Origin of the sequence: Arthrobacter sp. ZBG10 (assembly GCF_001238605.1) — a bacterium.
In the GTDB taxonomy this organism is placed as follows: Bacteria; Actinomycetota; Actinomycetes; order Actinomycetales; family Micrococcaceae; genus Arthrobacter.
In genome coordinates, this window is record NZ_LFQH01000014.1 from 13247 (window position 1) to 34623 (window position 21377).

Consider the following 21377-nt stretch of genomic DNA (forward strand, 5'->3'; position numbering starts at 1 on the left):
CCCCGCTCCGCCAAAAAGCGGGGCGGGGAACGTGGTTGTGTCCGCTTCATCCGCCAGCTCCATTTCCCGATCGAAGGGCCGTCGAATGACCGCCACCTCCCTGACCAGCACCCAGGGCGCAGGCCGCGCCGGGGATAAAGTCTTCTCCGGCGCCGCGCTCGCCGCCGGTTGCCTCATCCTCGCCGTCCTTTTCGGCGTCGCACTCTTCCTTGTGGTCCAGGCCATCCCGGCCCTGACCGCCCCCGCCGACGAAATACAGGGCGGCGCAGGCTTCTTCACCTACATCGGGCCCATCGTGGTGGGCACGCTCATCGCCGCTGTCATCGCCTTGGTGATCGCCACCCCGATCGCCATCGGCGTGGCGCTGTTCATCTCGCACTTCGCCCCCCGCGGCCTCGCCGCCGGCCTGGGCTACGTGGTGGACCTGCTCGCTGCCATCCCCTCCGTGGTCTATGGCGCCTGGGGCGCAGCGTTCCTGGCCAAGGAAATCTCGCCGATCTACAACTGGCTGGCCGACAACATGGGCTGGCTGCCCATCTTCCAGGGCCCGGCGTCCGCCACCGGCAAAACCATCCTGACCGCAGGCATCGTCCTGTCCGTGATGGTGCTGCCCATCATCACGTCCCTGTCCCGCGAAATCTTCCTGCAGACCCCCAAACTGCATGAAGAGGCCGCCCTGGCGCTCGGCGCCACCCGCTGGGAAATGATCCGGATGTCCGTCCTGCCGTTTGCGCGGCCGGGAATCATCAGCGCCATCATGCTGGGCCTGGGCCGTGCCCTGGGCGAAACCATGGCCGTGGCCCTGGTGCTGTCCTCCGGGGCACTGACCGCCAGCCTGATCCAGTCCGGAAACCAGACCATCGCGGCGGAAATCGCCCTGAACTTCCCCGAGGCGAGCGGACTGAAGGTCAGCACGCTGATCGCCGCAGGCCTGGTCCTGTTTGTCATCACCCTGGCCGTGAACATGCTCGCGCGCTGGATCATCAGCCGGCACAAAGAATTCTCGGGAGCCAACTAAATGACCTCCACCCTCACCCCCGTGCGCAGCAAGCGCTCGGCGCTGACCAAGGGCCAGTTGCCCAAGTACGCCCCGCTGGTGGTCCTGGCGGCCGCATTGATCGTCGGCGCCGCCATCCTGGCCCTGGTGGGCTTCAACGCTTTCGGCTGGGGCATCGTCTCGGCCGTCCTGTTCGCCGTGGGCCTGGTGTCCTGGAGCGCCGCCGTCGAAGGCAGCCGCCGCGCCAAGGACAAACTGGCCACCTGCCTGGTGGTTGGCTCGTTCCTCGTGGCGCTGCTGCCCCTGGTCTCGGTCATCTGGACTGTCCTGGTCAACGGAGTCCCCGGCCTGCTGGCCCCCGGCTTCCTCACCAGTTCCATGAACGGCGTCACCGGCGTCTATGACAACCGGGCGGTGGAGGACGGCGCCCCGGTGCTGGGCGGCATTTACCACGCCCTCCTCGGCACCATCCAGATCACCCTGCTGGCCACCATCATCTCCGTTCCCGTGGGCCTGCTCACCGCGATCTACCTGGTGGAATACGGCAATGACGGCCGGCTGGCCCGGGCCATCACGTTTTTTGTGGACGTGATGACCGGAATCCCGTCCATCGTTGCGGGCCTCTTCGCGGCCGCCTTCTTCTTCGCGGTGGTGGGGCCGGGCACCAAGACCGGCGCCGTGGCCGCCGTCGCGCTTTCCGTCCTGATGATCCCCGTAGTGGTGCGTTCCAGCGAGGAAATGCTGAAGATCGTGCCCAACGAACTCCGTGAGGCTGCCTACGCCCTGGGCGTGCGCAAGTGGCGGACCATCCTTAAGGTGGTCATCCCGACGGCTATCTCCGGCATCGCGTCCGGCGTCACCCTGGCGATCGCCCGCGTCATCGGCGAGACGGCCCCCATCCTGGTGACGGCCGGGTTTGCCACCAGCATCAACTCCAACGTTTTCGGCGGGTGGATGGCCTCGCTGCCCACCTTCATCTACACGCAGATCCTGAACCCCACCTCGCCGGCCAACCCGGACCCGTCCTCGCAGCGGGCGTGGGGCGCCGCCCTGGTGCTGATTATCCTGGTGATGGTGCTGAACCTCGCGGCCCGGCTGATCGCCCGCGTCTTCGCGCCCAAAGCCGGCCGCTGACCTCCAGCCGCCCCGCCCGGGCCACCCCCCCATCAATTCATCCCAGTCAGTGAAGGAATACCATGTCTAAGCGCATCGACGTCAAGGACCTGAACGTGTACTACGGCGATTTCCTCGCCGTGGAGGACGTCACCATCAACATCGAGGCCAAGTCCGTCACCGCCTTCATCGGGCCTTCCGGCTGCGGCAAGTCCACGTTCCTGCGGACGCTGAACCGCATGCACGAGGTGCTCCCCGGCGCCCGCGTTGAAGGGGAAGTGCTGCTCGACGGCGACAACCTCTATGGCCCCGGCGTGGACCCGGTCACGGTCCGCTCGCAGATCGGCATGGTGTTCCAGCGGCCCAACCCGTTCCCCACCATGTCCATCCGGGACAACGTCCTGGCCGGCGTGAAACTGAACAACAAAAAGATCTCCAAGGGCGAAGCCGACGTCCTGGTGGAGCGTTCCCTGCAGGGCGCCAACCTGTGGAATGAGGTCAAGGACCGCCTCGAGAAGCCCGGCTCCGGGCTTTCCGGCGGCCAGCAGCAGCGACTCTGCATCGCCCGCGCCATCGCCGTGGAACCCCAGGTGATCCTGATGGATGAGCCCTGCTCCGCCCTGGATCCCATCTCCACGCTGGCCATCGAGGACCTCATCAACGAACTCAAGGACCAGTACACGGTGGTGATCGTGACCCACAACATGCAGCAGGCCGCGCGTGTGTCCGACAAAACCGCGTTCTTCAACATCGCCGGCACCGGCAAGCCCGGCAAGCTGATCGAGTTCGGCGAAACCCAGGGCATCTTCAGCAACCCCACCCAGAAGGCCACCGAAGACTACGTCTCCGGCCGCTTCGGATAAACCTCTGGTGCCGGCGGACCCAGGAGGCAGTTTTCCGTTTCCGGCAGGCCGTCGCCCGGGGGCCTGCCGTTATTCCGGGACCTCCAAGTGGAACCCGCAGCGGCACTTCAGCACCCGCGTTGGCAGCGAAATGGCGCTGAGCCCGGCGTTGGTGTTGGCGTTGCGGTAGCTGAGCCGTTCCACCTCGTGGTCCGTCCCTGCCATGGGAAATCCGCAGTGGATGAAATCCTCGCCAAAAACCATCACGCCGGCTATTCCGCGCACCTGGTTGAGGGCTGCTGAGACGTCCGCCGAGTATGCCGGGTGTTCATGGAACAGCCGGCAGCCGTCGCAGGTGTAGGACACCGTGACCAGGTCCCCGTCAGAACTGCCCAGGGCAATGACGGCGTGGATGGTCAGGTGGTGTTCCGTGCCGCAGTTGCCGCACCGGAGCTGTCGGGGTTGGGGCGGGAGCCGCCGTTGATTCGGGATGGACAAGGCGTGCGCTCTTTTCCATGTGGTGCATACGTAGCCGCCGATTCGCTGCAGCGGCACCCGTCCGCTGCCCTGCATACGACGTCGAACGGCAGTTCCGGCCCCCTTGCGGAACATATGCTCGAATTTACGTCACCCCGGATGCCCTGTACAGGGTCCCGCGGGTGTTCAGTGCTCCAGCGGCGTCAGCGCCAGGGCGAGCACGAACCCGAGGGCGGCCGCCGCCACGGGGGTCAGAAGCCACAGACCCAGGATCCGGATCACCAGGCGGCGGTTGGTGACGGAGAAGTTCTGGTTCTCCCCGGCGCCGAGGACCGATGCGGTCACCAGGTGCGTGGTGGACAGCGGCCAGTGCAGGCCGATGGCACCCACAAACAGCATCACGGCGCTGAAAATCTGCGCGACTGAACCCCGTAGCGGATCGATCCGGGTTATCTTGTGGCCAATGGTGTAGGAGATGCGCCAGCCGCCAAAGAGGGTCCCCGCGGTGATCATCACCGCGGAAAGCAGGGCAACCCACACCGGAATGGAGCCGCCGTCGGCATAACCGGCAGCCAGCAGTGCCAGCAGGAGGACGGCACTGACGCGCTGGCCGTCCTGGAGACCGTGCCCAAAGGCCACCGCGCCGGCCGCAATGGCCTGGCTTCGCCGGAAGCGCTGGTTCACCACATTGGGCTGGGTGTAGCGGGCGCCCCAGGTGGCCGGATAAACCAGCAGGAAAGCTCCGCTGTAAGCCACCACCGGCGACAGCAGCAGCGGCAGGATCACCTGGAACAGCAGCGACTGGTCCACCCCGCCCACGCCACCGCCGCCGACGGCCAGGCTCGCGAGCCCCGCGCCGGCCAGGCCGCCCACCAAAGCGTGGGTCGACGACGCCGGAATTCCGCGCCGCCACATCAGCAGCCCCCACGCACAGGAACTGACCAGGCCTGCAGTCAGGATCCCCAGGCCCTCAGGGCCGGGTGGAAGGCTGATCCAGGTCCTGGCGACAGCCACGGCGAGGCTGGCGCTCAGGAGCGCCCCCACCAGGTTGAAGAAGGCGGCCAGCAGCACGGCGACGCTGGGGGTCAGCGCCCTGGTCCGGGTGGCCAGGGCCACAGAGGTGGAAACGTCGCGGAAGCCGTTGAGGAAAGCAAACGCGGCGGTGAGCACCACCACCACGCCGAAGATAACAGCTGTCACTTCAGGATTCCTTGACGATGATGCTACCCACCTGGGTAGCGATGCGCCGCATGTCCTTGGTGACTTCCACCAGCTGGTTGGCAATGTCACGGTTGCGGGAGTACTGGGCCCACTTCATGTCGGCGATCATGTCCGCCACCCATACCCGGTGGGTCCGTTCCGCACGCTTGGCCAGCCGCAGGATCTCGATCCAGTAATCCTCGAGGTCATCGAGGTTGTTCAGCCGGCGCATGGCGTCCACGGTGAGCTCCGCCTGCCTGCTGATGATTTCCAGCTGGTCCGCGGCGCGCTTGGGCAGCCGGTCCAGCTTGTAGAGGCCCACCAGGTCCGCTGCCGCGTCCATCTTTTCCATGGCTTCGTTGAGGTAACGGGAAAGGGCGTACATGTCTTCGCGGGGGAGCGGGTTCACGAAGCTGGTGCGCATATGGGTCAGCAGCGCAAAGTGCAGTTCCGCGGACCTGGCTTCATGGTTGTGCATGTCGTCCACGAGTTTGCCGTGCTCGGAGGCCGGAACGCCGAGGATTTCCGCCAGGGTGGCCGTGGCCAGCACAATCTGCTGCGCCATCTGGGAGAGGAGGTTCAGCCCGGCGGGCTCCTGGGGGAAAAGGCGCAGCTTCACGTGTTTACCGGTCTCCGGGGAAAGTACAGGGCAGGGTTTGCTGCCGTGTGACTTGACGCCGGCGCGCAACTGGGGCTAACTCTACCGGCCCGGGTCTGGTGCCTTGGAACGGGACCGGAAGAGGACAGAAAAATGGTGCCGAACCGGATACGCCTCTCGGCGGTAGGCCGCTCTAGGCGGCTGAATGTTGAAGCCCGGGGGTTTCGCGGCTCGGCACCGGTTTCAGTGTTCTACTTTGGTTCGCGCAAGTCAACCTTGACAGATCCGGCGGCCCGGGTGCGGGCGGCCGTCAGTCCAGTTCGCCCAGCCGCCAGGCGTTGGCAGCGTGTTCCAGGTCCTCGGCCGTCTTCACCAGTTGGTGGGAGTTGCGGGTCAGCTTGCTGGCATGGGCTTCGTTGGAGTGCTCGGCGCCGTCGGCGATCGTGGCCTGGCCCAGCGCCACGACGCGGCAAAACGCGGCGGAACGCTCCAGCGCAACGTCGAACTCGCCGTCGAACGCCCCCGAAAGGATGGCGTCCGCCATGGCCGTCATTTCCTCGGCTCCGGGCGGCTCAGCAGCACCTGCCACCACGTTGGCCACCTGGGCCGTGTCCTTGCCGGCCCGGAAGTAAACGGAAATCCGCTCGGGATCCTGGACCGTTGCCGCGCGGAGGGCGTAAAGCCGCCACAAGGCGCCGGGCAGGGACCGGGCGGGGCTTTCGGCCCACATTTCGGCGATTGCTTCCAGGCCCTGTTCGTCGGCGAGGCGGACCAGCCGTTCGGTGATGACGGGGTCGTCGCTGTCGCGGCCGTGCCGGACCAGCGCCTGGGCTGCAAGGTGGGCGGCCTCGGAGACCCGCGCCGGGTCCGCGCCGCCGGCAAACGGCTCGAAATCGATGGGGGCGAAAGGCTTCGGCTTGTGGTGCCGGTTTGCGCCGCCATAGGGAGTAGGTGCTGCTTGCTCGCTCATGCCCCCACGCTACTCCTGTGCCGCCGCTGAAATCGAGCGTCCCCCTGGCCTTCAGGCGTGGAGGGAGAGGCACGACGGCGGCGCCCGGGTCGCGTGCCCAGGCGCCGGATTCATGGGTTAGAGTATTAACGTCCAGAAATGGACTGGGCCGGAAGGTGCCGACGCTCTGCGTTTGGACCTCCGGTTGGGGCCTTTAGCTCAGTTGGTAGAGCATCGGACTTTTAATCCGTGGGTCGTGGGTTCGAACCCCACAGGGCCCACCCGCGAACGTGGTAATCCCCCGGCAGCCGCTTTGGTTGCCGGGGGATTTCTGCATTCCGGGACTACATGCCGGCAACCCGCGGCCCAGCGGAGGCCGGCAGCCACGCGGCACCCGCGGCAACGTCCGTGAAGCGCCGGCCGATCAGGGCGTACCCCGCCGGGTCCGGATGCAGCCGGTCCGGCAGGTGGGCGGCGTCGGCGGCGCCGAAGAGTTCCAGCCCGTCCACGTAGTGGAGGTTGCCGTCGTCGGCCTGCCGCTGCGCCACGGCGCCGGCGATGATGTCCCGGGCATCCTGCAGGGTGAGCAGCCCGTCGTTGGGCCGGCGGGGAAGGTCCGTGGCCAGGAAGGCGCCGTCCACCAGCCGGGACGGGCCCGGTCCCTGCTCGTGCTCCGGGCAGTGAATGGGGGAGATCAGCACCAGCGGCGTCTCCGGGTGGCCGTCCCGGATGGTGTCCAGGAACCCGTGCAGGGCCGGGGCGAAGGTCCGGCGCCGCAGGCTGGCGCTGTTGATGATGTTGATGCCCACCTTCAGTGTGATGAGCCCGGCAGGCTGGTCCCGGATGGTCCGCGCCACGAACTGGTCGAGGTGCGCGGAGCCGGCCAGCCCCAGGTTGAACAGGTCCAGGCCCAGGTTCCGGGCGGCGATCACCGGCCACACGCCCAGTGGCGTGTCCGCATGCGAGGCCTGGCTGATGGAACTGCCGTAGTGGACCCATCGCGGTTCCCGGCGTGGCGCTGGCCGCAGCGGCTCCCCGGCGCGGACAGCATGGATCCTGAGCCGGCCGCGGTGCGGCAGCCAAACGGAAACGGTCCGGCGGCGGCGGGGGCCGGGGAGCTCGAACCGCAGCACTGAGGGGGCGCCCGGCGTCAGGACCGGAGGGCGGTCGGGAAAGGTTTCCACCACGTCCCCGTCGCTGACCAGGCGGCTTTCCTCGAACCCGTCCGGGCCGGTGACGCTGATGGCTGCGGGCTGCAGCGGACGCCACCGCCAGGCGGCGGACTCCCGGATGAAGGTAGCCTCGATTTCCAGCCAGGCCGCCTCCGTCTCAAAGTCGAGCCGGACCCCGGAGGCTGTGGAATTGGCGTTGTGCAGGGCAACGTCGCCACCGAACTGCGCCTGCGCCCAGGCCGGCAGCCGGCGGATCACGGTCCCCCCGGGCCCGTGGCTGACGTCCAGGGCGCCGCGGACCGCCACTGCCACGGCGGCGGGGGACAGGTCGGAGCTCACGCGCGGCCCCGCAAGATGGCGACGATGGCTTAGCTCCCCTGCCCGGCGCGGTACACGTGGACCAGCGCATTGGCGTGGCCGTGGCCCATGCCGTGCACGGACTTCAGCCAGGTCACCTGTTCCGCGTGCTTGAGCCCGGCCACGGCATCCAGCGCCGCCAGCCAATGCTCAGCAGGCTGGCCGTACTTGGCTTCAATGGAAGGGAAGTAGGACCGCGGGCCCTTGACGTTTTCGCTCATCCCGCCATTCCAGCACGGTCCGGCGGGGCGCGGGGAGCACCACGCCCCGCCGGCACCGGCAGAATAGGCACATGGCAAACAGCAGCAAGGGCAGGATGCCGCGTCTCGAGGACGTGGCTGACATCGCCGGGGTTTCGCACCAGACCGTCTCGCGGGTGGTCAACAACCACCCCAACGTCAGCAGCGCCACGCGGGAAAAGGTGGAAGCGGCAATAGCCCAGCTGGGCTACCGGCGGAACACGGCCGCCCGGAGCCTGGTCACCCGGCGCTCGCAGACCATCGGGGTGCTGGCCAGCGAGCTGTCCCAGTACGGTCCGGCCAACACGCTGCTGGGGGTGGAGCAGGCCGCCCGGGACGCCGGATATTTTGTCAGCATCGCCGCGCTGCGGGAGGTGGGCCGGGAGGCCATTTCCGACGCCGTGAACCACTTTATGGACCAGGCAGTGGATGGCATTGTGGTCCTGGTGCCGCACGCGGATACCCTGCTGACGCTGGAGGAGCTGAACCTGCCCGTCCCGGTGGTGGCCGTAGGATCCGCGGGCAGCGGCGCGGTGAGCGGCGCCATGGTGGACCAGCGCCGGGGCGCCAGGATCGCCGTCGAGCATCTTATTGCGCAGGGGCACCGGCGGATCGGCCACGTGTCGGGGCCGCCGGACTGGACGGATGGGTCCGAACGCGCGGAAGGCTGGCGGGATGCCCTGCGCGACGCCGGCCTGCCGGACAAACTCCTGCTGGAGGGGGACTGGAGTGCCGGCAGCGGTTACGGGATCGGCCGGACCCTCGCTGCCGGGCTCACGGCGACGGCCCTTTTTGTGGGGAACGACCAGATGGCGCTGGGCCTGCTGCGTGCCTTCGCGGAGGCCGGGGTGAAAGTGCCCGACGACGTCTCCGTGGTGGGCTTCGACGACCAGCCCGAAGCGGGGTACTTCACGCCGCCGCTGTCCACCGTCCGGCAGGACTTCGAGGAGTTGGGCCGGCGCTGCATCGACGCCATGCTGAAGGAGATCGAAGCCGGCGCCGGCGTCAGCTCCATCGTGGTGACCCCCGAGCTGGTGCTGCGGGCCAGCACGGCACCTCCCGCCTGACCCGTTCCGGCAGCCCTGCCGCTGATATTCCCACCTCTGGAGGCGGCCGACGGCGTATCCCGGCGACCCGCCGTCGTCACCGGGGTGCCAGGCGGCAAAGGTGGGCAGATTCAGCGCCACCGGGCGCCCGATGCCCTTGACTCACATCTTGTTAGCGCTCACAATAGTTTCAGGCCGCGAAGTGGCGGCAGCAACTGAAGGAATCTTCTTATGGACGCTGTGGAAGGCCGGGACGCTTACGTCGTCGGCGTGGATTATGGGACCCTTTCGGGCCGCGCCGTGGTGGTCCGCGTGCGGGACGGCAAGGAACTGGGCAGCGGCGTATTCGACTACCCGCACGCGGTGGTCACCGACGCCCTGCCCGCAAGCACCGGCGGATCCGCCAGGCTTCCCGGCGAGTGGGCCCTCCAGGTCCCCAACGACTACCGCGATGTCCTGCGCAACGCCGTCCCGGCAGCCGTGGCCGACGCCGGGATCGATCCGGCCGCCGTCGTCGGAATCGCCACTGACTTCACTGCCTGCACCATGGTGCCCACCAAGGCCGATGGCACGCCCCTGAACGAGGTGGCCGGTTTCGCCAACCGGCCACACGCCTACGTGAAGCTCTGGCGGCACCACGCGGCCCAGCCCCAGGCGGACCGGATCAACCAGCTCGCCGCGGAACGCGGCGAGGCCTGGCTGCCGCGCTACGGCGGACTGATTTCCTCGGAATGGGAATTCGCCAAGGGCCTGCAGCTGCTGGAAGAGGACCCCGGGGCCTACGCCGAGATGGACCACTGGGTGGAAGCCGCCGACTGGATCGTATGGCAGCTCTGCGGCCAGTACGTCCGCAACGCCTGCACCGCCGGCTACAAGGGGATCTACCAGGACGGCCGCTACCCCTCCGGGGACTTCCTGGCCGCCCTCAACCCCGGGTTCGAGGACTTCGTCAGCACCAAACTCGAACACACCATTGGCCGGCTGGGTGACGCCGCCGGCTACCTCACCGCCGAAGCTGCGGCCTGGACGGGACTGCCGGAAGGCATCGCCGTGGCCGTGGGCAACGTTGACGCCCACGTCACCGCGCCCGCAGCCAGGGCCGTTGACCCGGGCCAGCTGGTGGCCATCATGGGTACCTCCACCTGCCACGTGATGAACGGCACCGAACTCCGCGAAGTACCCGGCATGTGCGGGGTGGTGGACGGCGGCATAGTGGACGGGCTCTGGGGCTACGAGGCAGGCCAGTCCGGCGTTGGCGACATCTTCGGCTGGTTCACCAAGCACGGCGTCCCGCCGGCCTACCACCAGGCCGCCGCGAAGGCCGGCCTGGGCATCCACGAATACCTCACCGAACTGGCCGCCGCACAGGCCATCGGCGGGCACGGGCTGATCGCCCTCGACTGGCACTCCGGCAACCGCTCGGTCCTGGTGGACCACGAACTCTCCGGCATCGTGGTGGGCCAAACCCTCGCCACCAAGCCCGAGGACACCTACCGGGCACTTCTTGAAGCCACGGCCTTCGGCACCCGCACCATCGTGGACGCCTTCCGGGACTCCGGAGTACCCGTCAAGGAGTTCATCGTGGCCGGCGGCCTGCTGAAGAACCGGCTCCTGATGCAGATCTACTCCGACGTCACCGGCCTGCAGCTCTCCACCATCGGCTCCACCCAGGGCCCGGCCCTCGGCTCAGCCATCCACGCCGCCGTGGCTGCCGGAAAGTACCCGGACATCCGCGTGGCCGCCGCCGCCATGGGCGCCGAACCCGGCGAGGTGTACACCCCGATCCCGGAAAACGTGGCTGCCTACGATGAGCTGTTCCAGGAATACCGGACCCTGCACGATTACTTCGGCCGCGGCACCAACAACGTGATGCACCGGCTCAAGGCCATCCAGCGGCGGGCCGCCGGCTCGCTCCCGGCAGCCGGGGCGGACACTGAGGCAGTTGCCGGGGTGAACGCATGAGCGCCGCCGGAATCCTGGACGCCATTGCCAAAGTCCGCGCCGACGTCTGCACCCTGCACGCCGAGCTGACCCGGTACCAGCTGGTGGTCTGGACGGCGGGGAACGTCTCCGCGCGGGTCCCCGGCGAGGACCTGATGGTCATTAAGCCTTCCGGCGTCTCCTACGACGGGCTGGCCCCCGAGCTGATGGTGGTCACCGACCTTTACGGGGTGCCCGTGGCTGGCAACGCCGGGGCGGAATGGGGCAACCCGGCGCTGTCGCCGTCGTCGGACACGGCAGCGCATGCCTACGTCTACCGGCACATGCCGGAGGTGGGCGGCGTGGTCCACACCCACTCCACCTACGCCACCGCCTGGGCCGCCCGCGGCGAGGCGATCCCGTGCGTACTCACCATGATGGGTGACGAGTTCGGCGGGTCCATCCCGGTGGGCCCCTTCGCGCTGATCGGCGACGACTCGATCGGGCAAGGCATCGTGGAGACCCTCCGCGGCTCCAGCTCCCCGGCCGTGCTGATGCAGAACCATGGCCCGTTCACCATCGGCAAGGACGCCACCTCGGCCGTGAAGGCAGCCGTGATGTGCGAGGAAGTGGCACGCACCGTGCACATCTCGCGGCAGCTCGGCGAGCCGGTGTCCATCGACCAGGGCCACATCGACTCCCTTTACGCCCGCTACCAGAACGTTTACGGCCAGTAATGGCCCGGCACCAACTTCCAGGAGAATCCATGTCCAACGCAGCAAGCACCTCCCTCAACGGCTTTGAGGTCTGGTTCCTCACCGGCAGCCAGCACCTCTACGGCGAGGATGTCCTCAAGCAGGTGGCGGCCCAGTCCCAGGAGATCGCCAACCAGCTCAACGCCAGTTCTTCGGTGCCGGTGCGGATCGTCTGGAAACCGGTCCTGACCGATTCCGACGCCATCCGCCGGACCGCGCTGGAGGCCAATTCGAACGATTCGGTCATCGGCGTCACCGCCTGGATGCACACGTTCAGCCCCGCCAAGATGTGGATCCAGGGCCTGGACCTGCTCCGCAAGCCGCTGCTGCACCTCCACACGCAGGCCAACCGGGACCTGCCCTGGGCGGACATTGACTTCGACTTCATGAACCTCAACCAGGCCGCCCATGGCGACCGCGAGTTCGGCTACATCCAGTCCCGCCTGGGCATCGCCCGCAAGACCGTGGTGGGGCACGTCTCCAACCCCGAGGTGTCCCGGCAGGTGGGGTCCTGGCAGCGCGCCGCCGCCGGCTGGGCCGCCGTCCGCACCCTCAAGCTCACCCGATTCGGCGACAACATGCGCAACGTCGCCGTCACCGAAGGCGACAAGACCGAGGCCGAGCTGCGCTTCGGCGTCTCGGTCAACACCTGGTCCGTCAACGAACTCGCCGACGCCGTCCACGGGGCAGCGGAGGCCGACGTCGACTCCCTGGTGACGGAATACGAGGAGCTTTACGATGTGGTCCCGGAACTCCGCGCAGGCGCGGCCCGGCACGACTCGCTCCGCTACGGTGCGAGGATCGAACTTGGGCTGCGCAGCTTCCTGGAAGCCAACGGGTCCGCGGCGTTCACCACGTCCTTTGAGGACCTGGGCGCCCTCCGCCAACTGCCCGGCCTGGCCGTCCAGCGGCTGATGGCCGCCGGCTACGGCTTCGGCGCCGAGGGTGACTGGAAGACAGCCATCCTGGTCCGCGCCGCCAAGGTGATGGGCGGGGAACTCCCCGGCGGAGCCTCCCTGATGGAGGACTACACCTACCACCTGGAGCCGGGCTCGGAGAAGATCCTCGGCGCACACATGCTGGAGGTCTGCCCGTCGCTGACCGCCACCAAGCCCCGCCTGGAAATCCACCCGCTGGGCATCGGCGGCAAGGAAGATCCCGTCCGCCTGGTGTTCGACGCCGATGCCTCCGCCGGCGTCGTCGTCGCCCTGTCCGACATGCGCGACCGGTTCCGCCTGGTGGCCAACGCCGTGGACGTGGTGCCGCTGGACCAGCCCCTGCCCAACCTGCCCGTCGCCCGTGCCCTCTGGAAGCCCCAGCCGGACTTCGCCACCTCCGCCGCGGCCTGGCTCACGGCCGGCGCCGCGCACCACACGGTGCTGTCCACGCAGGTAGGGATGGACGTGTTTGAGGACTTCGCCGAAATCGCCAAGACCGAGCTGTTGACCATCGATGAGGACACCACCATCCGCCAGTTCAAGAAGGACCTGAACTGGAACGCCGCGTACTACAAGCTCGCCGGCGGGCTTTAGGGTCCGGTTTCGGCCCGGACGCCTAGCACCTCACCGGTGTGAGAGCGTCCGGGTGTCCGGCCAGTCGGCCAGGATCTCCGCGGCCACCATGGCTCCGGCGTTGTGCAGGTCGAGGGCCAGCTGCAGGCTCCTGCCGGCAAGGACCGCAAACGCGCGCGCCGCCGCAATCGCCGGCAGGGGAAACGCGGCGGGATCCGGCACAAAGAAAACCAAGGCGGCCGAAGCGCCCGGCCTGAGCCTGAGCCGGACCGCCAGCATGCTGCCGAACCCCGCCCCGGCCAGGCGGGTGGAGTAGCCGGGCCAGCGGATGTCGGCGGCACCCTGCAGGACCACCACCGGCGGCCCGCCGGCCAGGACCTCCGCCACCGGCCCCTCGCCCGTTCCCGTTCCGGCGGCGGTGGCGGGAACGCCCCGGTCCAGCAGTGCCGCGGCCCTGGCTGACGTGCCGTGGCGGGCAACCGGACGGCCGGACTCGCTTACCACCAGTCCGCAGTCGAGCGCCGTCACGGACGCGGGATGAGCGGAAGATCCACCACCAAAATCCAGGATCACGGCGCGGGCAGCAGCCGCCACCAGCAGCTCGATGGAGCCGGTTAGATCATCGGCATCCGCCACCGGGTCCAGGAGCGCTTCCATGCGCTGGGCGTCCGTGACGGTTGGGGCCGGACGAAAAAGAGGGCCGGCGACGGCTGGGGGAGAAGCCTCGGTCTCAAAGGCTTCCTCGTCGCCGGCCCCGTTCAGTACCCGGGCCAGATGGTCCGGGAAATCTGCGCGTACGTAGTGAGTCTGAATGGACCCCCACACCCCCTCGTGAGCCAGGTACTCAGGCTGGGGAAACATCCCTGCCCTGAGATAGAACCTAATGCGGTATCCGGCGCCGGTGAATGGGTAAGCGGTACTCGACTTTGCTGCGGGGGACTACTTGGTCCGTGTTCCGCCGGGCAGTGCTTGACTCCGTGCCGGGGACCGTCAACAATATTTCTATAACGTTGTAAAACACAGACAAGGAAGTTTTTTCGTGACCACAGCAGACCAGTCCGCAGCGAAGATCACCATGGATCCCGCGTTCGCGGTGGGACCCGTCCGGCGGCGTACCTTCGGATCCTTTGTCGAACACCTGGGCCGGTGCGTCTACACCGGCATCTTCGAACCGGAGCACCCCACCGCGGACGAGGACGGCTTCCGCGGCGATGTCCTGGACCTGACCCGCGAGCTGGGCGTCTCCACCATCCGCTACCCCGGCGGAAACTTTGTCTCCGGCTACCGCTGGGAAGACGGCGTGGGCCCGGCCGGCCAGCGTCCCGTGCGGCTGGACCTGGCCTGGCACTCCACCGACCCCAACCTGGTGGGTGTGGACGAATTCGCCAAGTGGTCCGCCAAGGCCGGCGTTGAACCCATGATGGCCGTCAACCTGGGTACCCGGGGTACCCAGGAAGCCCTGGACCTGCTCGAATACTGCAACATCGACGGCGGAACGGACTTCTCCGAACAGCGCCGGAGCAACGGCGCCCCGGAGGGTTACGGCATCAAAATGTGGTGCCTGGGCAACGAAATGGACGGTCCCTGGCAGATCGGACACAAAAACGCCCAGGAATACGGCCGGCTGGCGGCCGACACGGCCCGCGGCATGCGCATGACCGACCCGGACCTGGAACTGGTTGCCTGCGGCAGCTCAGGCCCCACCATGGACACGTTCGGCGAATGGGAGCGGGTAGTGCTCACTGAAACCTACGACGTGGTGGACCTGATCTCCGCCCACATGTACTTCGAGGACTTCGGCGACCTGCAGGAACACCTGGCCTCCGGGCAGCGGATGGAAACCTTCATCCGCGACATCGTCAGCCACATCGACCACGTGAAGTCGGTCCGGAAGTCCAGCCGCCAGGTCAACATCTCCTTCGACGAGTGGAACGTCTGGCACATGAGCCGCGACGAATCCAAGGTCCCCACCGGCAAGGACTGGCCCGTCGCCCCCGTCCTCCTGGAGGACACCTACACCGTGGCCGACGCCGTGGTGGTGGGCGACCTGCTGATCACCCTGCTCCGCAACACGGACCGCGTCCACTCGGCCAGCCTGGCCCAGCTGGTCAACGTCATCGCCCCCATCATGACCGAGCCAGGTGGCCGCGCCTGGAAGCAGACCACGTTCCACCCGTTTGCGCTGACGTCCCGGCACGCAGCCGGCACCGTGCTGCAGCTCGCCGTCGAATCCCCGCTGGTCAGCGGCGGAGAAACGGCCGACTTTGCCGCCGTCTCAGCCGTTGCCACCTACGACGCGGACAAGGGCGAGGCGGTGGTGTTCGCCGTCAACCGCTCCGCCACTGACGCGCTCGGCCTGGACGCCGTTGTGTCCGCGCTGGGGAACGTGAGCGTGGTGGAGGCGCTGACCTACACCAACAAGGACCCGTACTGGCAGGCCACCGCTGACGATTCCACCTCGGTGCTGCCCGCGGAAAACGTCACGGTCAAGGCCGACGGCGGCCGGCTCACGGCAGAGCTGCCCGCCGTGTCCTGGTCCATGATCAGGCTGTCCGTGGGTTCCTGACCCGGCACTGCACGGCCCGGCGCAGGCGTCCTCATGACGACGGCGGCCGCAGGTGGGAGGATGGACGGCATGGAGCTGCACATCACGGGGGATCCCGCCGCGGACAAGTTGTTGAGTGAGGACGCTTTTGCGTTGCTGACCGGAATGCTGCTGGACCAGCAGGTCACCATGGAATCCGCGTTTGCCGGGCCGGAAAAGATCCGGACCCGCCTGGGCTCGGTGGAACCGGCGGCCATCGCCGCCCACAACCCTGAGGCTTTTGTGGAGCTCTTCAAGGAACGCCCGGCTGTGCACCGGTTCCCCGGCTCCATGGCCGGCCGCGTCCAGGCGTTGGCGGAAGCCGTGCAGGGCGAGTGGGGCGGGGACGCCACCAATATCTGGACCCAGGACGGTCCCGACGGCGCAGAGGTGCTCCGACGGCTCAAGGCGCTGCCCGGATTCGGTGAGCAGAAAGCGCGGATCTTCCTGGCGCTGCTGGGTAAACAGTGCGGGCTTTCGGCGGCCGGGTGGCAGGAGGCTGCGGGCCATTACGGTGAGGCAGGTTCCTACCTTTCCGTGGCTGACATTGTGGATCCGGAATCCCTGGTCAAAGTCAGGGCCAGCAAGCAGGCCGCCAAGGCTGCAGCGAAGGCCGCCAAAGCCTGAGGGCAGTGCCCGGGATGGGTGCCGGGCTGCCACTGTTGCGGCGGATTCGGTGCGGGCCCGCCGGTTCTGCAACGATGTATCCGGAACGCGGCAGGATCACACGAAGGAGCCCTTGATGGCGGTCACCATGAACGACGTTGCACGGGCGGCCGGTGTTTCGCTGAAAACTGTCTCCAACGTGTTGAACGACTACGAGTTCATCAGGCCCGCCACGAAGCAGCGGGTCGAGGATGCCATTGCCGAGCTGGGCTACGAAGCCAACCTCACCGCCCGGAGCCTGCGCTCCGGTAAGACCTCCATGCTGGGCCTGGTCCTGTCCGACCTTTCCGCGCCGTACTACGCGGAGCTGGCCTCCCGGCTGATGACGGCAGCCTCCCGGCGCGGCTACCGCGTCCTTGTGGAGCAGTCGGGCGCCGGGCAGGCCGCGGAACGCAAGGCCCTGCAGGGCCCCTTCCGGCAACTGACGGACGGCCTGTTGTTCACGCCGCTGGCGATGGACGCGGACGACATCTCCGCCCGGGTGGGCACCAAGCCCCTGGTGATGCTGGGCGAGCACGTGGTGGATCCGCGCTTTGACCTCGTGACCATGAAGAACCAGGAAGCCGCCGCCGCCCTCACCCGGCACCTGCTGGCGGGCGGCCGCCGCCGGATCGCCGTCCTCGGGGCACACGCGGACGAGACTGCCGGCGGTGGCGGGCTGCGGCTGACCGGCTACCGGGAAGCCCTCGCCGAGGCGGGTGTCCCCTTCGACCCCGCGCTTGTCACCAAGGGCGACTGGCGCCGCGACGCCGGGGCAGCCGCCGTGGCAGGCCTGCTGGATGCCGGGGTGGAGTTCGACGCCGTGTTCGGGCTGAACGATGCATTGGCCCTCGGCGCCATGCACGAACTGCTGATCCGGGGCGTGCGGGTGCCGCAGGATGTTGCGGTGGCAGGGTTCGACGACATCGACGAGGCCCGCTTCGCCTCACCCTCCCTGACCACCGTCTCGCCCGGCATGGACGAGATCGCCGAGCGGTCCATCAGCCTGCTGCTGGACCGGATCAGCGGGACCGAAACGGCGGCGTCCGGAGTCCACGTCGAGGCTGCGTTCGAGCTGAAGATCCGGGAATCTGCGCCCTAGCCGGGCCCTGGAGAGCGGCCCATTACACGCCTGAAACGTCCCCGAAACCTTTGACACTTAGTGTGGTGCCACCCACAGGCCGTTGAAGGGAAGTCCATGCATCTGATGCCGCGTGAGCAGGAGAAGCTCCTGATCGTGGTGGCCGCCGACCTGGCCCGGCGGCGCCAGGGCCGCGGACTCAAGCTCAACCATCCCGAAGCCGTGGCCATCATCAGCTACGAGCTGATCGAAGGGGCCCGGGACGGCCGCACGGTGGCCGACCTGATGAGCTACGGCACCACACTGCTGCGCCGGGAGGACGTGATGGAAGGTGTCCCGGAGATGATCCATGACGTGCAGATCGAGGCCACCTTCCCGGACGGCACCAAACTGGTCACCGTCCACGACCCCATCCGCTGAAGGGCACCGCCATGATTCCAGGAGAGTACATCCTCCGGCCTGAGCCGGTCACAGCAAACGCCGGCCGGGATGCGGTGGAGGCGCAGGTGGTCAACACCGGCGACCGGCCGGTCCAGGTTGGCTCGCACTTCCACTTCGCCGAAGCCAACGCCGCCCTCACCTTCGACCGCACGGCAGCATACGGCCGCCGCCTGGACATCCCCGCCGGCACCGCCGCACGGTTCGAACCCGGGGACTCCCGGACCGTCCGGCTGATCGCCCTGGCCGGCGCACGCGAGGTGTTCGGGCTCAGCAACGCCGTCAACGGCCCGCTCGACGGCGGCCGGCCCGGAACCGTGAAGGAACCCGCATGAGCTTCGAGATTCCCCGCCGGCAATACGCCGACCTGTACGGGCCCACCACCGGCGACCGGATCCGCCTGGCGGACACCGAACTGTTCCTCGAAATCGAGCAGGACCGCACCGTTTACGGCGAGGAGGTGGTGTTTGGCGGCGGGAAAGTGATCCGCGACGGCATGGGCCAGAACGGCCAGGCCACCCGCGATGAGGACGTCCCGGACACCGTGATCACCAACGCCGTGATCCTGGACAGCACCGGAATCTACAAAGCGGATATTGCCCTCAAGGACGGCCACATCCTCAAAATCGGCAAAGCCGGCAACCCGCAGATCACGGACGGCGTGGACATTGTGATCGGCGCCAGCACCGAGATCATCGCCGGGGAACGGAAAATCCTCACCGCCGGCGGCGTGGACACCCACATCCACTTCATCTCCCCGGACCAGGTCCCCACCGCCCTCACCAGCGGCGTGACCACCATGATCGGCGGGGGCACCGGCCCGGCCGAAGGCACCAAAGCCACCACCGTGACCCCCGGTAAATGGCACATCCAGCGGATGCTGCAGGCGGCGGAGGGACTGCCCATCAACATCGGGCTGTTCGGCAAAGGCCACGCGTCCGCCGTCGAACCCCTCGCCGAGCAGATCCGGGCCGGCGCGATCGGGCTGAAAGTCCACGAGGACTGGGGCTCCACCACATCCTCCATCGACATGTCACTCACCGTTGCGGACCAGTACGACGTCCAGGTGGCCATCCACACCGACACCCTGAACGAATGCGGGTTTGTGGAGGACACCATCCGGGCCATCGGCGGCCGGGTCATCCACACCTTCCACACCGAAGGCGCCGGCGGCGGCCACGCCCCCGACATCATTAAAATCGCCGGCATGCCCAACGTCCTGCCCGCCTCCACCAACCCCACCCTGCCGTACACCCGCAACACCATCGAAGAGCACCTGGACATGCTCATGGTGTGCCACCACCTGAACCCGGACATCCCGGAGGACGTGGCCTTCGCCGATTCCCGCATCCGCGCCGAAACCATTGCCGCCGAGGACGTGCTGCAGGACCTGGGCGTCTTCGCCATCACCTCCTCCGACTCGCAGGCCATGGGCCGGGTGGGCGAGGTGATCACCCGCACCTGGCAGGTGGCGGACAAGATGAAAAAGCAGCGCGGCGTGCTCAAGGACCCCGCCGGCGGAGCCCACGGCGCCGCTGCGGGCCTGGGCGCGGAAAGCGACAACTTCCGGCTCAAGCGTTACGTGGCGAAATACACCATCAACCCCGCCATCGCTCAGGGCATCGCCGACTCCGTGGGTTCCGTGGAGGAAGGCAAATTCGCTGACCTGGTCCTGTGGGATCCAGCATTTTTCGGCGTCAAACCTGAACTGGTCCTCAAAGGCGGGCAGATTGCCTATGCCCTGATGGGTGACGCCAACGCCTCCATCCCCACCCCTCAGCCGCGCACCATGCGGCCCATGTTTGCCACCTTCGGGAAAGCCCTGCAGCAGTCCTCCATCACCTTCCTGTCCCAGGCCGCCATCGACGCCGGCGTCCCCGCGGAGCTGGGCCTGGAAAAGGTCATCCGGCCGGTCTCCGGCATCCGCACCCTCACCAAAGCCGACCTCAAGTACAACGACGCCACCCCCGACATCCAGGTGGACCCGGAAACGTACCAGGTGACGGTCGACGGCGAGGACGTCACCTGCGAGCCCTCCGACGTGCTGCCCATGGCGCAGCGATACTTCCTCTTCTAACCCCGGGAGCCCCCGCATGATCATCGAAAAAGTCCTCGGCAACCTGCACGAACTCCCCGACCCACACACCTACGCCGGCCTGCACCACGAAAAAGTGGTGCTGCCCAGCGCGCAGCTGGTCAAACGCATCCAGCGCGCCACCACCGACCACGGCAAGGAACTCGGCATCCGGCTGCCCTCCGGATCCGGGGACCTGCGCGACGGCGACATCCTGCACGTCTCCGGCAACAACCTGATTGTTGTCTCCGTCCTGCCCACCGACGTGCTGGTCATCGCACCCCGCACCCTCCACGAGATGGGCGTGGTGGCCCATTCCCTGGGCAACCGCCACCTCCAGGCCCAGTTCTTCGACTCGACCTCCGACTACGCGGCCGAGGTCATGGTGTGCGCCTACGACCACACCGTCGAGGACTACCTGCTCCACGTCGGCGTGCCATACTCCCGGCAGGAACGCGTTCTGCCCGTGCCATTCCGCCATGCTGAGCACAGTCACTAGGTTCGGCGCCTTGTTGGGTGCGCTACGGGGTGTGGGGGGCTGTGCTGCTTCGGCGGGAGTTAGGGGCCGTGCCCGTCCCCAGCCGCTCCCAACCCTCGCAAGCTCGGGTCGGGGCCCTCGCGGCAGTGGGCCCCCCGCGGTGCCCGCCACGCCGCGGCCCCTAACTCCCGCCTCCGCCGATCCGATTGGTCACCCATCGCCGGGGTACCCATCGTGACTTATCAGCTGGCTCTGCAGCAGCTTACTGACTCTGCGCTTCCTACTGGGGCTTTTGCCCACTCACTGGGGTTTGAGAGCTATGTCGACGCCGGGCTGGTTGCTGATGAGGCTTCCTTTGGGGCCTGGCTTGGGGCCTTTATTTCACAGTCGCTGACTTATTCCGATGGGTTGGCCATCCGGTTTGTGTACGAGGGGTGGAATGTTGCGGAGTTGGATTCGCTGTTGTCCGCTTCGCTGCTGCCGCGGCAGGTCCGGGAGGCCAGCGCCAAGATGGGCGGCCGGCTTCTGGAAATCGGCGGCGAAATCTTTCCTTCCGCTGAACTGGCGCTGTACCGGGACCTGGTGGGCGGCGGCCGCGCGGTGGGGCACCAGCCGCTGGCGTTCGCCGTCGTCGCCCGCTCCCTGGACGTGCCGCTGGCGGAGGCGCTGGCCGCCTACCTTTTCGCCACGGTGACGTCGCTGACGCAAAATGCCGTCCGCGCCATCCCGCTGGGCCAGAACGCCGGGCAGCGGCTCCTGCGGGAGGCGGCCGACGGCGTTGCTGCCGCCGTCGAACGCGTCAAGCACCTCACACCTGACGACTTCGGCGCCGTCAGTCCCGGCCTGGAAATTTTTCAAATGCGGCACGAGCGTCAACGTGCCCGGATGTTCATGAGCTAGC

General features: G+C 67.7%; 22 protein-coding genes and 1 tRNA gene. 16 read left to right on the forward strand and 7 right to left on the reverse strand.

The features are described 5' to 3' along the window. The first annotated feature begins 85 nt into the window (after positions 1 to 85). The 3 genes from pstC (at position 86) to pstB (ending at position 2973) form a co-directional block, all read left to right on the forward strand. Positions 86 to 1018, forward strand: a complete 933-nt coding sequence (pstC, locus tag ACU18_RS03690) for a phosphate ABC transporter permease subunit PstC (RefSeq protein ID WP_050684192.1) — start codon at positions 86 to 88, stop codon at positions 1016 to 1018. Then, a complete protein-coding gene (gene pstA, locus ACU18_RS03695) occupies positions 1019 to 2131 on the forward strand; it encodes a phosphate ABC transporter permease PstA (protein ID WP_050684193.1) in 1113 nt (370 codons plus the stop codon). Between the two features lie 62 nt (positions 2132 to 2193). Next, positions 2194 to 2973, forward strand: a complete 780-nt coding sequence (gene pstB, locus ACU18_RS03700) for a phosphate ABC transporter ATP-binding protein PstB (RefSeq protein WP_050684194.1) — start codon at positions 2194 to 2196, stop codon at positions 2971 to 2973. 69 nt (positions 2974 to 3042) lie between these two features. Here pstB and ACU18_RS03705 read toward each other — a convergent pair whose 3' ends face one another. The 4 genes from ACU18_RS03705 to ACU18_RS03720 form a co-directional block, all read right to left on the reverse strand. Then, a complete protein-coding gene (locus tag ACU18_RS03705; RefSeq protein ID WP_050684195.1) occupies positions 3043 to 3450 on the reverse strand; it encodes a hypothetical protein in 408 nt (135 codons plus the stop codon). A gap of 165 nt (positions 3451 to 3615) precedes the next feature. Beyond that, entirely contained in the window at positions 3616 to 4629 is a 1014-nt protein-coding gene (locus ACU18_RS03710; protein ID WP_050684196.1) for an inorganic phosphate transporter, read from the reverse strand. Between the two features lies 1 nt (position 4630). Next, positions 4631 to 5248 carry a DUF47 domain-containing protein gene (locus tag ACU18_RS03715; protein WP_050684197.1) on the reverse strand — a complete coding sequence of 206 codons (618 nt, stop codon included), beginning with the start codon at positions 5246 to 5248 and terminating at the stop codon, positions 4631 to 4633. Positions 5249 to 5537: 289 nt separating this feature from the next. Further along, entirely contained in the window at positions 5538 to 6197 is a 660-nt protein-coding gene (locus tag ACU18_RS03720) for a hypothetical protein (RefSeq protein ID WP_050684198.1), read from the reverse strand. 187 nt (positions 6198 to 6384) lie between these two features. Here ACU18_RS03720 and ACU18_RS03725 point away from each other — a divergent pair. Continuing rightward, a tRNA-Lys gene (locus tag ACU18_RS03725) sits at positions 6385 to 6457 on the forward strand. Positions 6458 to 6520: 63 nt separating this feature from the next. On the opposite strand, the gene ACU18_RS03730 is transcribed toward ACU18_RS03725, so the two are convergent. Continuing rightward, the gene (locus ACU18_RS03730; RefSeq protein WP_050684199.1) at positions 6521 to 7687 is read right to left on the reverse strand and encodes an SGNH/GDSL hydrolase family protein; all 1167 of its coding nucleotides are present in this window, start codon (positions 7685 to 7687) and stop codon (positions 6521 to 6523) included. A gap of 29 nt (positions 7688 to 7716) precedes the next feature. Then, positions 7717 to 7926, reverse strand: coding sequence for a DUF4287 domain-containing protein (locus tag ACU18_RS03735; protein ID WP_050684200.1), 210 nt, complete (start codon positions 7924 to 7926; stop codon positions 7717 to 7719). Positions 7927 to 7997: 71 nt separating this feature from the next. Between ACU18_RS03735 and ACU18_RS03740 the strand changes: the two genes are divergently transcribed. The 4 genes from ACU18_RS03740 (at position 7998) to araA (ending at position 13197) form a co-directional block, all read left to right on the forward strand. Beyond that, a complete protein-coding gene (locus ACU18_RS03740) occupies positions 7998 to 9011 on the forward strand; it encodes a LacI family DNA-binding transcriptional regulator (protein ID WP_050684201.1) in 1014 nt (337 codons plus the stop codon). 210 nt (positions 9012 to 9221) lie between these two features. Continuing rightward, on the forward strand, positions 9222 to 10952 hold the full coding sequence (gene araB / locus ACU18_RS03745; protein WP_050684202.1) for a ribulokinase: 1731 nt from the start codon (positions 9222 to 9224) through the stop codon (positions 10950 to 10952). Next, a complete protein-coding gene (locus ACU18_RS03750; RefSeq protein WP_050684203.1) occupies positions 10949 to 11647 on the forward strand; it encodes an L-ribulose-5-phosphate 4-epimerase in 699 nt (232 codons plus the stop codon). The genes araB and ACU18_RS03750 overlap by 4 nt, the downstream gene beginning before the upstream one ends. Positions 11648 to 11676: 29 nt before the next feature. Continuing rightward, positions 11677 to 13197 carry an L-arabinose isomerase gene (gene araA / locus ACU18_RS03755; protein WP_050684204.1) on the forward strand — a complete coding sequence of 507 codons (1521 nt, stop codon included), beginning with the start codon at positions 11677 to 11679 and terminating at the stop codon, positions 13195 to 13197. 30 nt (positions 13198 to 13227) lie between these two features. Here the strand turns inward: araA and ACU18_RS19550 are convergent, their stop codons facing one another. Continuing rightward, positions 13228 to 13833, reverse strand: a complete 606-nt coding sequence (locus ACU18_RS19550) for a hypothetical protein (RefSeq protein ID WP_050684205.1) — start codon at positions 13831 to 13833, stop codon at positions 13228 to 13230. Between the two features lie 382 nt (positions 13834 to 14215). On the opposite strand from ACU18_RS19550, the gene arfA reads away from it, so the two are divergent. From arfA to ACU18_RS03800, 8 genes are all read left to right on the forward strand, one after another. After that, a complete protein-coding gene (arfA, locus tag ACU18_RS03765; protein WP_442853701.1) occupies positions 14216 to 15742 on the forward strand; it encodes an arabinosylfuranosidase ArfA in 1527 nt (508 codons plus the stop codon). 60 nt (positions 15743 to 15802) lie between these two features. Then, positions 15803 to 16387, forward strand: coding sequence for an HhH-GPD-type base excision DNA repair protein (locus ACU18_RS03770; protein WP_050684206.1), 585 nt, complete (start codon positions 15803 to 15805; stop codon positions 16385 to 16387). A gap of 115 nt (positions 16388 to 16502) precedes the next feature. Continuing rightward, a complete protein-coding gene (locus tag ACU18_RS03775; RefSeq protein WP_050684207.1) occupies positions 16503 to 17507 on the forward strand; it encodes a LacI family DNA-binding transcriptional regulator in 1005 nt (334 codons plus the stop codon). Positions 17508 to 17603: 96 nt separating this feature from the next. Beyond that, entirely contained in the window at positions 17604 to 17906 is a 303-nt protein-coding gene (locus ACU18_RS03780; protein WP_050684208.1) for an urease subunit gamma, read from the forward strand. Positions 17907 to 17917: 11 nt separating this feature from the next. Next, the gene (locus ACU18_RS03785) at positions 17918 to 18259 is read left to right on the forward strand and encodes an urease subunit beta (protein WP_050684209.1); all 342 of its coding nucleotides are present in this window, start codon (positions 17918 to 17920) and stop codon (positions 18257 to 18259) included. Then, positions 18256 to 20001 carry an urease subunit alpha gene (gene ureC / locus ACU18_RS03790; RefSeq protein ID WP_050684210.1) on the forward strand — a complete coding sequence of 582 codons (1746 nt, stop codon included), beginning with the start codon at positions 18256 to 18258 and terminating at the stop codon, positions 19999 to 20001. The genes ACU18_RS03785 and ureC overlap by 4 nt, the downstream gene beginning before the upstream one ends. A 16-nt stretch (positions 20002 to 20017) precedes the next feature. Further along, positions 20018 to 20497, forward strand: a complete 480-nt coding sequence (ureE, locus tag ACU18_RS03795) for an urease accessory protein UreE (RefSeq protein ID WP_050684211.1) — start codon at positions 20018 to 20020, stop codon at positions 20495 to 20497. 210 nt (positions 20498 to 20707) lie between these two features. Then, positions 20708 to 21376: an urease accessory protein UreF gene (locus ACU18_RS03800; RefSeq protein WP_050684212.1), complete on the forward strand. Its 669-nt coding sequence runs from the start codon at positions 20708 to 20710 to the stop codon at positions 21374 to 21376. Position 21377 lies beyond the last annotated feature (1 nt).